The organism is Ideonella sp. P3_A4 (assembly GCF_056403075.1).
Map to the genome: position 1 here is coordinate 1 of NZ_JBFUGE010000113.1, position 15,189 is coordinate 15,189.

General features: G+C 69.1%; 11 protein-coding genes. 3 read left to right on the plus strand and 8 right to left on the minus strand.

From position 1 onward, the window contains the following. Positions 1-881 (minus strand): 2,4-dienoyl-CoA reductase FMN-binding domain-containing protein (locus AC1DYI_RS12810; RefSeq protein WP_477204497.1); only part of this gene is annotated, 881 nt, incomplete at its 3' end. A gap of 119 nt (positions 882-1,000) precedes the next feature. On the opposite strand from AC1DYI_RS12810, the gene AC1DYI_RS12815 reads away from it, so the two are divergent. Next, complete coding sequence (locus tag AC1DYI_RS12815; protein WP_477204498.1) at positions 1,001-1,540, plus strand: PadR family transcriptional regulator; 540 nt, start codon at positions 1,001-1,003, stop codon at positions 1,538-1,540. A 16-nt stretch (positions 1,541-1,556) separates the two neighbouring features. Here the strand turns inward: AC1DYI_RS12815 and AC1DYI_RS12820 are convergent, their stop codons facing one another. After that, positions 1,557-2,240 carry a DUF3224 domain-containing protein gene (locus AC1DYI_RS12820; RefSeq protein WP_477204499.1) on the minus strand — a complete coding sequence of 228 codons (684 nt, stop codon included), beginning with the start codon at positions 2,238-2,240 and terminating at the stop codon, positions 1,557-1,559. On the opposite strand from AC1DYI_RS12820, the gene AC1DYI_RS12825 reads away from it, so the two are divergent. Beyond that, on the plus strand, positions 2,205-2,975 hold the full coding sequence (locus AC1DYI_RS12825) for a DUF6597 domain-containing transcriptional factor (protein ID WP_477204500.1): 771 nt from the start codon (positions 2,205-2,207) through the stop codon (positions 2,973-2,975). The genes AC1DYI_RS12820 and AC1DYI_RS12825 overlap by 36 nt on opposite strands. Positions 2,976-3,031: 56 nt before the next feature. Here the strand turns inward: AC1DYI_RS12825 and AC1DYI_RS12830 are convergent, their stop codons facing one another. Continuing rightward, positions 3,032-6,331 carry an amidohydrolase family protein gene (locus AC1DYI_RS12830; protein WP_477204501.1) on the minus strand — a complete coding sequence of 1,100 codons (3,300 nt, stop codon included), beginning with the start codon at positions 6,329-6,331 and terminating at the stop codon, positions 3,032-3,034. Between the two features lie 169 nt (positions 6,332-6,500). Here AC1DYI_RS12830 and AC1DYI_RS12835 point away from each other — a divergent pair, with 169 nt between their 5' ends. Next, the gene (locus AC1DYI_RS12835; protein WP_477204502.1) at positions 6,501-7,295 is read left to right on the plus strand and encodes a hypothetical protein; all 795 of its coding nucleotides are present in this window, start codon (positions 6,501-6,503) and stop codon (positions 7,293-7,295) included. Between the two features lie 199 nt (positions 7,296-7,494). Here AC1DYI_RS12835 and AC1DYI_RS12840 read toward each other — a convergent pair whose 3' ends face one another. The 5 genes from AC1DYI_RS12840 to AC1DYI_RS12860 all read right to left on the minus strand — a co-directional run. After that, complete coding sequence (locus AC1DYI_RS12840) at positions 7,495-7,749, minus strand: DUF4282 domain-containing protein (protein WP_477204503.1); 255 nt, start codon at positions 7,747-7,749, stop codon at positions 7,495-7,497. A gap of 79 nt (positions 7,750-7,828) precedes the next feature. Continuing rightward, entirely contained in the window at positions 7,829-11,248 is a 3,420-nt protein-coding gene (locus AC1DYI_RS12845) for an AAA family ATPase (RefSeq protein WP_477204504.1), read from the minus strand. A 125-nt stretch (positions 11,249-11,373) separates the two neighbouring features. Then, the gene (locus AC1DYI_RS12850; RefSeq protein WP_477204505.1) at positions 11,374-12,717 is read right to left on the minus strand and encodes an HlyD family type I secretion periplasmic adaptor subunit; all 1,344 of its coding nucleotides are present in this window, start codon (positions 12,715-12,717) and stop codon (positions 11,374-11,376) included. Beyond that, positions 12,714-14,432: a type I secretion system permease/ATPase gene (locus AC1DYI_RS12855; protein WP_477204506.1), complete on the minus strand. Its 1,719-nt coding sequence runs from the start codon at positions 14,430-14,432 to the stop codon at positions 12,714-12,716. Before AC1DYI_RS12855 ends, AC1DYI_RS12850 begins: the two co-directional genes overlap by 4 nt. 13 nt (positions 14,433-14,445) lie before the next feature. Then, positions 14,446-15,189, minus strand: a 744-nt coding sequence (locus AC1DYI_RS12860) for a calcium-binding protein (protein ID WP_477204507.1), incomplete at its 5' end; no start/stop codon positions are given.

A 15,189-nucleotide genomic window follows, 5' to 3' on the forward strand; every position in this document is an offset into this window, starting at 1 on the left:
GGTGTGTTGATGCGGTTGGTGGCCACCAGCGGGATGCCGACCTGGCCCATCAGCCGCTGCGTGACCCAGGCATAGGCGCCGCGCGGCACCTTGGTSGCGATSGTSGGGATGCGSGCYTCGTGCCARCCGATGCCGGTGTTGATGATSGTGGCGCCGGCGCGTTCGATCGCCTGCGCCAGCTGGATCACCTCTTCCAGCGTCGAGCCGCCTTCGACCAGGTCGAGCATCGACAGGCGGTAGATGAGGATGAAGTTGGGCCCCACGCGCTCGCGCACGCGGCGCACGATCTCCACCGGGAAGCGCATGCGGTTTTCGTAGGCGCCACCCCACTCGTCGGTGCGGTGGTTGGTGCGCGCGGCGATGAACTCGTTGATGAGGTAACCCTCGGAGCCCATGATCTCGACGCCGTCGTAGCCGGCGTGTTGGGCCAGCGCCGCGCAGTTCACGAAGTCGTCAATGGTTTCTTCGACCTCGTCACCGCTCAGCGCATGCGGCACGAATGGGTTGATCGGCGCCTGCAGCGCGCTCGGTGCCACCAGCTTGGGATCGTAGGAGTAACGGCCAAAGTGCAGGATCTGCATCGCGATCTTGCCGCCCTCGGCGTGCACCGCCTGCGTGATCGGCAGGTGGCGGTTGGCCTCGTCTTCGTTGGTCAGCATCGCGCCACCGTGCATCGGGCGGCCGCGCTCGTTCGGCGCAATGCCGCCGGTGACGATCAGGCCAACCTCGCCGCGCGCCCGCTCGGCATAGAAGGCCGCCATGCGCTGGAAGCCGTTCGGTGCCTCTTCGAGCCCGACGTGCATCGAGCCCATCAAGACCCGGTTCTTCAGCGTGGTGAACCCGAGGTCAAGCGGGCGAAGGAGGTGAGGGAAGTGGTTCATAGGGGTCGATACGGCTTCAGTGCAACCAGTTGCATAAACGTTGTCCCGACTATGCAACCAGTTGCACAAACGGCAGAATCAGGGCAAACCCTGGTTCGACGCGCCTGTACGCTTCCCCCATGTCACTTCCGCACGCATTGCTCACCGCACTGGCCGAACGCCCGGGCGCCGGGTCCGAACTGGCAGCGCGCTTCGACAAGTCGATCGGCTATTTCTGGCAGGCGACGCACCAGCAGATCTACCGTGAGCTGGCCCGGCTCGAAGAAGCCGGTTTCGTCGAGTCACTGCCCGAAGAGTCGACGCGCGGGCGCAAGCGGGCTTACCGCATCCTGCCCAGTGGTCGCAAGGAGCTGAAGCGCTGGATCACCCAGCACGACGAGCCCGCAGCGCTGCGCGACGAGCTGATGGTGAGGCTGCGAGCCGAAGCCGCCGTGGGGCCGACGGGGCTGGACAAGCAGATCGAGCGCCGCTTGGCGGTGCACCAGGACAAGCTGGCGCTGTACCGCCGCATCGAGGCGCGCGACTTCCCTGAGCACACACCGCGAGACCGTGAGGCCGAGCTTCATTACCTGGTGTTGAAGGCCGGCATCCGCTTCGAAACCCACTGGATCGAGTTCCTGACCGAGGCCTTGGGGGTCTTGAAACGGACGACGACATGACCAGCACCCTGGCCGATCAGGGCGCGGAATCTGGCAGCGTGTACTCGAAGCGATAGCTGTGCRCGCCGCCGGCGGCGATGTCGATGACCATCCTGCCGGCGAGGCCGGTGAGCGCCTCGGTGCCCGAATCCGGTACGACGGCGATCGACTGGGTCGGCTCGCCGCGGGTCAGCGTCGAACTGTGCTGCAGCACGAAGCTGCCGCTGCGCCCCTCGAGCGTGCCGCGCACGGTCTCCATCGCGACGTAGCCTGCCGAACCAGGCGTCGCGCTGCGAAAGGCGAGCATTTCGCCGGCGCTGGTTGCCGCGAGCGCGCCGTGGAACTGCTTGTCGAGTGCCATTCGCGCGAGGTTGCTGCCCTCGGCCACCCCGCTCAACGCCTGTGGCGTCAGTTTGACGTCGAACGGTCCGGTCGCGATGCGGGCTGTCACTGTCACGGAAGGCTCCTGGGTTGATTTGGGCGATGGGGTCGCTGGCGTCGATGTACCGGCCGTGGCATTCACGGCGAGCGCCAGCCAGAGGCTGGCGGCGATCAAGGTTGTTATGGCTTTCATGACATCATCTTTTGCAACGCCGCGTGAGGCGACGACGCGCGCATTGAAGCAACGAACCCGATGACGACGATTGGAAAAACGCGACGGCCGCTGGCGCGCGAGGTTCGCGGCGTGCTGCACCGGCTCGACACCGGCCGCTTCGCGCACGGGCGGGTCGCGCCGCCGCCGGAACTGGCCGATCGGGTCGAACACTACTGGACCGTGTGCTGGGACCTCGAAGGCTTGCCGCCGCAAGTGCAGGAGACGCTGCCGCACCCGAACGTGCACATCGTCATCGAGCCGGGTTCGGCCGCCGCGTGGGGCGTGCACACGGCACGCTGGACGCGGGTGCTCGAAGGTCGCTCGATGGCCTTCGGCATCAAGTTCCGGCCGGGGGCCTTTCGCCCCTTGCTTGGCGCGCCCGTGGCCAGCCTGGTGAACCGCTCGATGTCGATCCGCGAACTGTTCGGTGCCGAGGCCGACTTGTTGAATGGCGTCCTCGAATCGGGCAGCGACGATGAGGCGGCGGAGCTCGCGTCGACGTTCCTGCGCGCCCGTCTGCCGGCTGCCGACGATCGCTCGCTCCTGGCCGGGCGCATCGTCGATACCGTCGCCGACGACCTGGACCTGCGTTCCGCGAACGAGCTGGCCGCCCGGTTCGGGCTGACCCTGCGCGCGCTGCAGCGCCTGTTCCAGGACTATGTGGGCGTCGGCCCGAAGTGGGTCATCAACCGGTATCGGATGCACGAGGCCATCGCCCGTGTGCAGGCCGGCCAGCCGGTTTCATGGGCGGCGCTGGCGCAAGACCTGGGCTACTTCGACCAGGCGCACTTCATCGCCGACTTCCGCAAGCTGGTGGGCAAGACGCCGGCGGACTACGCCAAAGGCGTGCAAAGGGGCTGAGCGCCTGCCGCCTCGAAAACGACGCAGCAGGCGCGTGGCCGCGGCCTCGCCGCCCGTCAGTCTTCGCCGTGGCTCGACGCTTCGACGTCGACCGGCATCCCGGTGCCCGCACTGCCCTCGAAGAAGAACGGCTTGCGTGACCGGGCCTGCGGCCAGACCTCGTTCATCGTCGGGATCTCGAACAGCCGGCCGTTCTGCATCACCAGGCTGATCTGGTCGCTCTGGCGGATGTCGGCCAGCACGTCGCCGCGGATCACTACCAGGTCGGCCAGCTTGCCGGGCTCGATCGAGCCGAGGTCGCGGTCCAGGCCGATGTAGTGGGCCGGGTTGATGGTGGCGGTGCGGATGGCTTCGAGCGGGCTCATGCCGCCGAGGCCGAACATCCACATCTCCCAGTGCGCGCCCAGGCCTTCACGCTGACCGTGGGCGCCGATGTTGACCTTGACGCCCCTGCGCTGCAGCTCGGTGGCGGTGCGTGCCACGCGCAGCACATTGAAGTCTTCTTCGGGCGCAGTCGGGCGCCGCACGGCGCGTGATTCGAGCAGCGTGCGGGGCACATAACGGCTCAGCAGCGGGTGTTTCCACACGTCGGTGCGGGCGTACCAGTAGTGTTCGCCGTCGAGGCCGCCGTAGGCCACGTTCAACGTCGGCGTGTAGCCCGCGCCGGTCTGCGGCCACAGCTGCTTGACGTCGTCGTAGACCTCGGCGATCGGCAGCGCATGCTCGATGCCGGTGTGACCGTCGACGATCATGCTCATGTTGAGCTGGAACATCGAGCCGCCTTCGGGCACGACCATCATGTTGGTCTGGCGTGCGGCTTCGAGCACTTGCTGGCGCTGCTCGCGGCGCGGTTGCTGGTAGCTCTTGACGCTGATCGCACCCTCGGCCTTCTGGCGCTTCAGGTGCGTCAGTGCATCGTCGAGGCTATTGACAACGGCGGTGACACCGGCCTTGGCACCGTAGAGGATGGTGCCGGTCGAGTAGATGCGCGGGCCGACGACCAGCCCGGCGCGCTGCAGTTCGGACGAGGTGAAGACCTCGCTGTTGCGGTTCGACGGGTCGTGGATCGTCGTCAGGCCGAAGGCCAGCGACGCGTAGTTGATCCAGCTCTGTTGCGGGATCAGCTCCGAGTCGCCCATCGGGCCGTGCCAGTGCACGTCGATCAGGCCGGGGATGATGGTCTGGCCGCGCGCGTCGATCGTCTTGGCCTGCGGTGGCACCTGCACCTGCGCGGCCGGCCCGACCGCGACGATGCGGTTGCCTTCAACCAAGACGGTGCCGTTGTCGATGACCTCATCGAAGCCCGGGCCCTTCATCGTCGCGATGCGGGCGCCGACCAGCGCGATCGTGCCCTGCGGCTTGTCGGCCTTCTGGTTGAAGCCGATCTTCAGGCCGTTCTCGGGTGGTTTGTAGCCGGGGGTCTTCTCGGTGCCGGGGGCAAATGCATCCGCCACCGCGGTGGTGAACAGCTCATCGCCGATCGAGAAGTGCAGCTGCTTGCTGTCGCCGCTCCAGTGCATCGCCAGGCCGGCATTGACGTCGAGCTGACGCACCGGCAGCGCGTCCATCTTCGGGCCCACCGAGACCGATTTTCCGGTGCGCGGTAGTGGCGCCACGTAGGCATGGAAGCGTTCGGTGAAGCCCAGCCATTGGCCATCGGGCGAGACGGCGTAGTCGGAGACGAACTCGCCGTGCGCCACCTCGGTCTCTTGCCGATCCTTGAGGTCGATGCGCACCAGCTTGCGCTGCATGTCGACCTCGTTGCTTTCGCTGAAGCGCGAGATGTAGACCTCGTCGTTGCGGTCGCCGAACTGCGGTGCCTCGCCTTCCTTGGTCAGGCGCACCGGGGCGTTCTTGCCGTCGCTTCGGGCGAGGTAGACACCAAGGTCCAGCCCATGCCAGGGCGAGGTCAGCAGGCCACCGCGCGACTTGGTGAAGACCACGCTCTTGCCGTCGGGCGAGAAGCGCGGCTCCAGGTACTTGCCGGGCACGGTGGTCAGCACCGTCTCGCGGCTGGTGTCCAGCTGCAGCTTGCGCACCGAGCCGAGTTGCTCGTCGTTCCAGGTCACGAAGACCAGTTCTTTGCCGTCGCGCGAGAAGCTGGGGAAGAACTCGAAGCGCTCGTTGGTGGTCGTCAGCCGGTAGGGCTTGCCGTTGGGCAGGTTCTTCAAATACAGGTGGCCGAGTGCCGAATAGACGACTCGCTGGCCATCGGGCGACACGTTGACCGAGCCCAGTTGGTGAACCGGGAACTCATCCGGCGCCACGGTCTGCAGCACGCGCTGGGCGTTGCGCAGCTCACGCGTGTCCTTCACATGGAAGGGGATGTCGACGGCTGTGTTGCTGAAGGGGTCGACACGCCAGAGCTTGCCGCGAGCCCAGGTCACGATCGTGCGCGAATCCGGTGTCCATGCGAAGGCCGGGTAGACGCCGTAGACCGACCAGGCCTCTTGCAGGTCTCGCTCCAGGCCCGGCCACGCGGCGCGCTCGACGCCGGTCGTCAGGTCCTTGATGAACAGCGTGCTCTGGTTGCGCACGCGGCGCACGAAAGCCAGGTACTTGCCGTCGGGCGAAGGGGTGGGGCGGATCGCGCCGCCGGGGCCTTGCACGAAGGGCTCGACCGAGCCATCGGACAGATCCTGGCGGAAGATCTTGAAGATCTCCTTGTTCGAGTCCTTGTTGTACTCGAAGGTCTTGCCCGGCGTGGCGTCGTGCGAGTAGTAGAGGAACTTGCCGTCGGGCGACAGCGCCGGCTCGCCGAGGTCTTTCTGCCAGTTCGGCTTCTCGTTCAGCGCCATGCCCTTGCCGCCGCTGACGTGGTAGAGCCAGATCTCGCCCGAGCCGGCCGAGCGGGTGCCGGTGTAGTGCTTGCGCGCGGCGATGTACTGGCCGTTCGGGTGCCAGACCGGGTTGTTCAGCAGGCGATAGTCTTCGGTGCTGACTGCCCGTGCGCCGCTGCCGTCGACATTCATCACCCACACGTTGTCGCCGCCGCCGGCGTCGCTGATGAAGGCGATCTGCTTGCCGTCGGGAGAGAAGCGGGCCTGGTGCTCCCAGGCGATCGAGTGGGTCAGTGGCTTGGCGTCGCCGCCGGCGATCGGCAGCAGGTACAGGTCACCCAGCAGGTCGAACACCAGCGTCCGCCCATCGGGGCTGACGTCCACGCTCATCCAGGTGCCGGTGCGCACATCCAGATCGGCGGTGCGCGCTTCGCCCGGCGGCTGGTTCACGTTCCACGTGGGCTTCTTCGGTGCCGCGTCCGTGGCGTCGTCGGCAGCCAGCACGGCGGGTGCAGCGAACAGGCTGGCAATCAACAGGGCCAGCGGGGCCCGGCGGCGGTTGAGGACAGTGAGCATGGCGGCGCCAAAAAGTGAAGCCGCGAGCATAGCCGCCCTAGCCAATGCGGCGGCGTGCTGGGGCGTGCAGGGTCTCCCCTAGGATCGAGGTCTGGGCAGGCTCGCCGCGAGCAAYGCGTTGCGTGACCTCCATAGACATCCGAGGGTGGCTTGCGGGAGACTCGGCAGCATGAAGCTCGGCTTGCGACCCCGTCTGCTGAACGGCCTGCTCACCGCCCTGTTGGCCAKCACCGCGTGGGCCGAGCCCGTCGGTGACGAGCGCCCGATCGCCTTGAACAGCTACCTGCAGCCGCCTTTCGTGATGGCCGCTGGGGCTCCGGGCGTGGCCGATGCGTTCGTGAYGCTGCTGAACCAACAGCTGCCACCCGAGTTGCAGCACACGCTCGAGAACGTGCCTCGCCGGCGCTTGACCGAGGCCTACCTGTCGCGCAGTGACTTTCGCGGCGTGGCGCTCTTTCTGTCGCCGAACTTCATCGCACCCGAGATCAACCAGCGGGTTCACTGGTCGCGCCCCGTGCTGTTCGACGAGAACGTCCTCGTCACACGCAACATGCCGGCGCCCAGGGTCTGGGCAGACCTGCGGGGCCGCACGCTCGGCGGCATCCTGGGCCACATCTACAAACCCCTGACGCCGCTGTTGGAGCGGGGGGACCTGCGCCGCGAAGACGCGGCGGACCACGTCAGCAACCTGGGCCGGCTCTGCCTGGGGCGTGTGGACTTCATCGTCATGAGCCGCTCCGAGTACCAGAGCGCAGAGATGCCGGGCACGTGCGCCGCGAGCCTGTTGGCGGTGCCGATGCCCGAGCCCGACACCTTCTTGCGCAAGGTGCTGATCACCGGCCCAGAGGGTTATGTGGCCAACGTCATGCGGGCCGTCGACCACGTCGCCTGCGGTGCCGCGTGGCAGAGCGAGGCGCTTGCCAAGAAGCTGCACACGGTGCCTTGCGGAGAGCAGGGGCACTGAGCCTACGTCCGATCGCAGGAGCGCAGGCCAGGGCTTCGACAAGCTCAGCCCGAACGGGGAGGGGTCATTGCTCAGCCCTGGCGAAGGTGTTCAGGCGCGCGCAGCGCCGCCGCTCATCAAGTGGCGTGCGCGGATCCGGCTTTGCCGGTCCRCTGCGCGAGCCCCCTTGGGGGGCAGCCCGCCGGAGCGGGCGTGGGGGCTAAAGTCTCTGCGACACCGTCTCCATGCTCTCGTTGATCTTGAACAGCACGATCAACAGCTCGCAGCTGACGCGCGCGCCCAGAGCGCCGCCGGCGATGACGACCAGGCCGGCGGCGATGCCCGGGAAGGCGAACGGGCCCAGGCTGACGGCGGTGGCGACACCAGCAGCCACCGTGGCCAACAGCAGCAGCCAGTACAGGAAGGTGATGATCCGCGGCGTGATCATCGACTCGAAGAAGAAGATGGATCGCATCGCGTGCTCCTCGTGACCCGTCCCGGCCGATCGGGCCGCGGCAAGGCACGGCCCTGTCGACACCGTAAGCGAGCCGCTGTTACCGGCCCGTTACCGCCATCGACAAGAGGGCACGGTTGATCAGGTTGCGCTGGGTGAAGCTGTCGTGGAACTCGGCCGGCACATCGTGCAGGGCGGCGGCGATCCAGGCGTGYGCGGTGGCCAGCACGCCGTTGGCGGCAGGCGCTTCGCCGCTGTCGTTGAACACACGGTGCGCGATCCACCACGCCTCGGGCAGGTACATGTCCCAAGGCTTGATGCGGGCCAGCCCGGCCAACGCCTGGTGGGCCAGTTGGCTGGCCTGCTGCAGCCGGCCGCCGCGGCGCATTGCGTCGATGCGGTACCAGCGCGCCTTGACGGCGACCGCCAGGTATTCGATGCGCTCGGCCTCGCCTTCGAGCGCGCGGGCCTGCTGCTCGGCTTCGGCCGGCTCGGTCAGGTGCAGCCCGTCGATCGCAGCGAGCAGCCGGCCGTACGGATCACCGTGCTCGCCGAGCATCGTCAGCGCCTCGTTCAGCAACGGCCGGGGGTCGTGCTGCAGCGCACTGGCAATGCGTGACGCGATGACCAGGCGGCGCGAGCGGGTCGGCCGGTGCACCGACTCGTCGTCTGCCGACAATGCCTGCTGCGCGCGGGTGATCTGGCCCAGCTGCAGCATCAGGTTGGCGCGGTGGTTGCTCGCGATCGTGACCCAGGTGCCCTGGCCGGCCTGCGTGAACATCGCCAGCGCGGCGTCGAAGTGGCGCAAGGCCTGGCCCAGGTGGCCACCCGCGGCGTGCAGCAGCCCGAGGTGGATCTCGACCGAGCCGGCCGGTACACCACCCACCTCACCCAGGCGTTCGCCCAGGCGCTGCGCTCGCTCCGCGTCCACCAGAGCCTCGTCGAGCCGGCCCAGGTTGCCTTTCACGCCGGACAGGTTCGACAGCGTGCTGAAGGTCTCGGCCAGGTCGCCGCGCGCCTGGCTGCCGGCAATGGCGTGCTCCAACGCCTCGACGCTGCGGCTGAGCCGACGCGCGGTGTGCAGCACATACGAGAAGTCCGACCAGAAGGCGTAGGTGTCGTCGTCGCCGGGGTCTGCTGACAAGCCGGCGCGGTAGGGTTCGAGCAGGCTCACCGCTTCGTCGGCGCGGCCGGACTGTGCCAACGCCACCGCCACATAGCGGGTGGCGCGGCGTTCGCGGCGGGCGTCGTTGGTCGTGATCGCGAGCGTGCGGGCCGCGCTGGCCGCTGCCAACGCCTCGGCGGGCTGCACCGCCATCAGCAGCGTCTGGGCTCGGGCGAGTTGTGCGTCCAGCCGCTGTGCGTCGGTGCGCGCATCGGCGAGCAGACCGTCGGCCATGGTCTGCGCATGGTCGACGGTTTCGATCAGCAGCAAGGCCTCCAGCGTGTCGACCCGCACGCGGAAGGCTTCGTCGGGCGCACCGGCCTCGAGCCACGCGTCGACCGCCAGGCGGCGGTGCCCCAGTTCGTCGCTGCGACGTGAAGCGGCCAGGGCCTCGCGGGCAGCGACCTCGTGCGCCTGCGCTGCCTCGTGCCAGTGTTGCGCGGCTTGCCAATGCGAGGCCACGCGTGCTGAAGAGACGCCGCGTGCCGCCAGCTGAGCGGCGATCTGCCCGTGCAGCGAGCGGGCAATCGTGTCGGGCACGGCGGCGCGGGTGGCCTCGAGCACCAGGTCGTGCGCAAAGGCGTCTTCGCGAACGATGTGCGCGTCCTGCAGCTCGCGCCAGGGGTCGGCCAGGTCGAGCACATGCAGGCCCAGCACGGCGGCGGCCAGTTCGATGTCGAAGTCGCCGCCGGCCAGCGCTGCCAGGCGCGCCAGGCGCAGCGCAGGCGGCCGCAGCCGATCGAGCCGGCGCTCGATCAACCGGGCCAGCGGCGCGGGCGTCGGCAGCTCGCCGGGCGACGCGGCATGGTCGTCGCGCAGCAGCGCGCGTAGCGTTTCCAGCAGGAACAGCGGGTTGCCGCCGCTGCGCCGCCACAGCGCCGGTGCCCAGACCTGCGCGTCGATGCCCGGCAGGTCCAGCGAAGCGACCAGCGTGTACACACCCGCGGCGTCCAGCGGCGCGAGCTGGAACGGCCGGTGCGGTGGTTGCTCCAGTGCCGCCAGCGCGGCCAGGCAGTCGGCCAGCGGGGTGAGCGTGCCTGACACAGTCGGTGTGGCTTCCTCGGCCGGCTCGGGCAGGGGCCGCGACCCGAGCAGCCAACGCACGTCGCTCGACTCGGGCAGCAACGCTGGCAGCAGCTCCAGCGTGGCGGCATCGGCGGCGTGCAGGTCGTCGACGACGATGCACAGCGGCGCCAGCGCACCTGAGCCTGTGGTCCGCTGCTGCGCCACGGCGTCGGCCAGCAGCGCAGCGGTGGCCGCCCGCAGGTGCAGCGGGTCCAGCCGGCCGGGGGGTGGGTCGCCCCATTCGGGCAGCAGGCGCGCCAGCTCGTGGCGGGCCCAGTCGGGCAAGGCTTTCGGCGCGGGCAACGCGCGCAGCAGCCGCGCGAGCAGCGCATAAGGCACCGGCGCATCGCTGGCACGGGCACCCACGGCCACGTGTGGCCCGCGCGTGGCGGCGAAATCACCCAGCAGCCGACTCTTGCCGATGCCGGCCTCACCCAGCAGCACCACGGCCGCGCCGTCGTGCCAAGCGGCTTCGAGCGCCTGCAGCTCGCGCTCGCGCCCGATCAGCCGCGGGGGCCGCAGCACCGCCGGCGGCAGTGGCCGTGCTGCGGCGTGGGCCAGCGCGCCGCCTTGCTCGATCAACCGGGCCAATGCGCGGGTGTCGGGCTCGGGCTCGGCGCGCAACTCGCGGGCCAGCAGGTCGACCAGGCGGGCATAGTCGGCCAGCGCTTGCGTCCGGTCGCCGCGTAGGTAGTGCAGGCGCATCACGCGGCGATGCGCAGGCTCCTGCAGCGGGTCTTCGTCGAGCAGGCGTTGCGCGTGGACCAGCGCGCCTTCGATGTCGCGCGCCTCTTCGAGCCTGTTGGCCAGGTCGGCCAGCGCCTGCGCGCGAGCACCGCGCCAACGCTCGCGCGCGGCCTGCACCCAATCGGCCAGCTCGGCGCAGTCGCCATAGTCCAGCGTGCCCAGCAGTTCGCCGTCCAGGTCAGGCGCGCCGTTGCCCAGCGGGGTGGCTGGCGGCTGCAGGTCGTGCTCGATGCCGTCGGCCAGGCGCAGCACATCGCCGACGCTGACGAGGTCGCGCTCCGCGGTGCGCCGCAGGCGGAACAGGCGCTGGCGCAGGTTGTTGCGCGCGCCTTCGCTGTCGGCATCAGGCCAGATGCGGCTGGCGGCGCGCGAGCGGGGCACGGCTCCTTCGAGCGCGAGCAGCGCCAGCAAGGCTGCATCGCGCCGCTGCAGCAGGTGGTGGTGGCCGTCGGGCCACTGCAGGCGGGGCAAGCCCAGCAGATGAACGCGCGGCGCGGCCTCGTGGGGCCGTGCGCCATCGGCGGCCGGCAACTCGGCGTTCATCGCGTGGTGTCCCTCCAGCGCTTCGCTTGTTCGCGCACTCTAGGACTGCACGCGACGCAGCGTCAAGCGGGTTCACCGCGACTCGGGCCGACATCGCGCCACCCGTTCGGGCGACGTGGTGAGCGTCAGTGTTCGCGGAACGAACGGCGGGTGGCGTTGACCAGCGGTTCGAGCAGGTAGCCCAGCGGCGTGCGCTCGCGGGTGCGGATGAACACCTCGGCCGCCATGCCGGGGTGCAGCGTCACACCGGCCTGCGCCAAGGTGGCCGCATCGATCGCCACGTGGACGAGGAAGTAGCCGGTGCCGGTCTGGCGATCGGCCAGCGCGTCCGCCGAGACATAGGCCACCTGGCCTGTCAGCAGCGGCGTCGAGCGTTGCGGGAAGGCGGTCAGGCGCACGTCGGTGGCCAGGCCGGTGTGCAGCTCACCGATAGCGTCGAGACCGACGCGCGTCTCCACCAGCAGCGGGCTGCCGTCGGGCACGATGTCGAGCAGCGGGTCGCGCGGGCCGATCGTGCCACCGGGCGTGCTGACCCGCAGGTCGACCACCCGGCCGGCCACCGGCGCGGTGATGAGCAGGCGCTGCGCGGCGTCGCCGGCGGCGCGCAGTTGTTCCTCCAGGTCGACGATCTTGGCGCTGGTGTCGCGCAGGTCGGTGCTGGCCTCTTGCGCAAAGGCTTCGCGCAGGCCGGCGAGGCGCAGCGCCAGGTCGGTGCTGCGCTGGCGCGCTTTCGAAGCCTCGGCCCGGTTGTCTTCGATCTTCATCCGGTACTCGGCGACATTGCGCTTCAAGCCCAGCACCCGCGTGCGGTTGACGTAGGCCTGTGCCAGCAGCGCTTCGTTGACCGACAGCTCTTCCTGCATGTCGGCCAGCGCCAGGTTCACCGAGCCGTGTTCGCGCTCACGCGCGGCGAGCTCGGTCGCCACCTCGTCGATCTGGCGCTGCACCAGGCGCAGCTGCGAGTCCAGCGCACTGTGCCGGGCTGTGAACATGGCGGCCTCGCGGGCCAGGGTCTCGGCGATGCGCGGCTCGCCTTGGCGCTGGCGAAAGTCCGGCGGCGGTTGCCACGTGGCGGTGAGCGCTTGCTCGGCGCTCAGGCGCGAGAGCTTGATGCGCAGCGCGTCCAACTGGCTGCGCGTGAGGTCGAAGGTAGCGTCGATGCGCCGGTCGTCGAGCTGGATCAGCGCTTGGCCGGCCACCACCCGGTCGCCCTCGTGGACCAGGATCTCGCGCACGATGCCGCCGTCGCGGTGCTGCACGGTCTTGCGGTTGCTGTCGACCTTGACAACGCCGGGGGCGACGATCGCGCCGCTGAGCGGGGCCCAGGTGGCCCAGGCGAGCATGGCAGCGATGGTCAGCGCGATGGCGGCGCTGCCGCCGGCGATCAGGCGTCGCGTACTTGCCTGCCAGGCGACGGCCAGGGCGTCGTCGGGGGATCGGGCCAGGGGGAGGGTGGTGGATGCGCTCATGAGGCCTCCGAAACCTGGTGCAGCACCGGCACGCTGCGTTCGCCGTCGACATGGTTGGCCTCGACGGTCTCGTCACTGCCCGTCACGGTCTTGGCTTGCCGCACGCCGATGCGCTCGATGGTGCCGTCGCGCATCACGACGATGCGATCGGCAACCGACAGGATCTGCGTGCGCTGCGTGATCAACACGACGGTGGCACCGCGGGTGCGCAGCTCGTCGATGGCCAGGCGGAGTGCCTGCTCGCCGTCGCTGTCTAGATTCGCGTTCGGCTCGTCCAGCACCACCAGTCGCGGTTGGCCGCACAGGGCCCGTGCCAACGCAATGCGCTGGCGCTGGCCACCGGACAGGCAGCGGCCGCCYTCGCCCACCAGCGTGTCGTAGCCCTGCGGCAACTGCACGATCAGCTCGTGAGCATGCGCTGACTGCGCAGCTTCGACGACCGAGGCGGAGTCGACATCACCCAGCCGGCCGATGTTGTCGGCGACGGTGCCATCGAACAAGGCCACGTCCTGCGGCAAGTAGCCAATGTGAGGGCCCAACCGGGCAGGGGACCACTGCGTCAACGCCGCACCGTCGAGGCGCACCGTACCGGCGGCGGGTTGCACGATGCCCAGCATCAAGCGCGCCAGCGTCGACTTGCCCGAGCCGCTGGGGCCGACGATGGCCAGCACCTCGCCCGCAGCGACATGCAACGTCAATTGCCGGATCGTGGCGCGCTGGCTGCCGGGCGGCAGGTAGACCAGGTTCTCCAGCGAGATCGCGCCGGTCGGCGCCGGCAACTCGGTGGCCGGCACGGTGGCGGCCGTCAACAGCAGCGACGTGAGCCGCTGCCAGGCGGTGCGTGCCTCGACCACCTGCTTCCACTGCCCGATCAGCATTTCGACCGGCGCCAGCGCGCGGCCAAGGATCACGGTGACGGCAATCATCACGCCCGGCGTGGCCTTCTGCCCGATGACCAGCCAGGCCGCGGCGGCGAGCATGACCACCTGCACCGACTGGCGGAAGCACTTGGTCATCGAGCCAATCAAGCCGCCGACACGTTGGGTCTGCAACTGCTGAGTCTGCAAGGCATCGCTCTGGATCTGCCACCGCGCCTCGACCGCCGGCGCCATGCCCATCGCCCGCACCACCTCGGCGTGGCGCACAGCGCCATCGGTGAAGCGGCCGAGCTCGCGTGACTGCTGCTGCATCCGGTTCACGCCCGCGCGGGTGCTGCGTTCGTTGACCCAGGCCAGCAGCCCCAACACCGCTGCGCAGCCGAGCGCCAAAAGGCCGAGCGCGGGATCGAACAGGAACACCACGCCGATGTAGATCGGCATCCACGGTGCATCGAACAGCGACACCAGGCCCGGGCCGGCGAAGAAGGCATGCAGCACCGACACGTCGCGCAACGCATTGGCCTGCAAGGCGCCGGGCTCGGACGCGCCACTGTCGAGCAACTGGCGCACGCAGCGGCCACCCACTTCGCGCTCGAACAGGCTGCCGGCCAGCGCGAGCAGCCGGCCCCGCACCCAGTCGAGCACGAACATCAGCCCCAGTGCCGCGGCCGCCACCGCCGACAGCATCAACAGCGTCTCGGTGCTGCGCGCCGGCAGCACCCGGTCGTAGACCTGCAGCATGTACAGCGAAGGCACCAGCAGCGCCAGGTTCAGCACCCCGCTGAACCCGGCCGCGGCGACGAACAGCCGCGCGTGGCGGCGCAGGAAGGTCTTCATGGCGTTCAAGGCATCACGGCCCAAAGGTGTAGTCCGACAGCCCGGTCAAGTCGCCGTTGACCAGCGCGACCTGCGTCAGCTCGGCAGCCGTCACCAGCGCATCGGCGCCCGACGAGTGGAAGCGGAACAGGCCGCTCTGCGTACCGTTGTCGACGACGAACAGCACGTCTGCACCGAGCGTGTAGGCACTGGTGGCAGAGCCGATCTGCACGGCTGCGCTGGCCGCATCGATGGTGCCGACGATGTGGCTGGTGAAGATCACCAACTCGGCCGCTGTCGAGAAGCCGCCGGGCGATCCRCGCACCACGGCGTTGTCCACCACGTTGTCACCATTGCCGATGTGGATGCCGGCTTGGCCAATGCGGAAGGTGTCGTCGACACCGCTGAAATCGGCCACCGTATCGACGCCGGTCAGGCTGCTGAAAACGAAGGTGTCAGTGCCGGCGGCGCCTGTGACCGAGTCGGCGCCGTCTTCGCCGCTGAGCACGTTGGCAGCGCTGTTGCCGATGATCACGTTGGCCAGCGCGTTGCCGATGCCGTCGATCGCGGTCTTGCCGGTCAGCGTGAGGTTCTCGATGTTGGCGTCGAGGGTTCGCGTGATGCTGCTCTGCAGCGTGTCGGTGCCTTCGCCGGCCAGTTCGGTCGCGATGTCGCCGGCGTTGTCGACCACATAGGTGTCGTTGTCCAGGCCGCCGATCAGCACATCGGCGCCCTTGCCGCCATTGAGCACGTCCTTGCCGGCCAAGCCCGTCAGGGT

Coding starts and splice junctions, on each gene's coding strand:
- AC1DYI_RS12830 (WP_477204501.1), bottom strand. CDS start 6,331: ATGCTCACTGTCCTCAACCGCCGCCGGGCCCCGCTGGCCCTGTTGATT.
- AC1DYI_RS12840 (WP_477204503.1), bottom strand. CDS start 7,749: ATGCGATCCATCTTCTTCTTCGAGTCGATGATCACGCCGCGGATCATC.
- AC1DYI_RS12815 (WP_477204498.1), top strand. CDS start 1,001: ATGTCACTTCCGCACGCATTGCTCACCGCACTGGCCGAACGCCCGGGC.
- AC1DYI_RS12850 (WP_477204505.1), bottom strand. CDS start 12,717: ATGAGCGCATCCACCACCCTCCCCCTGGCCCGATCCCCCGACGACGCC.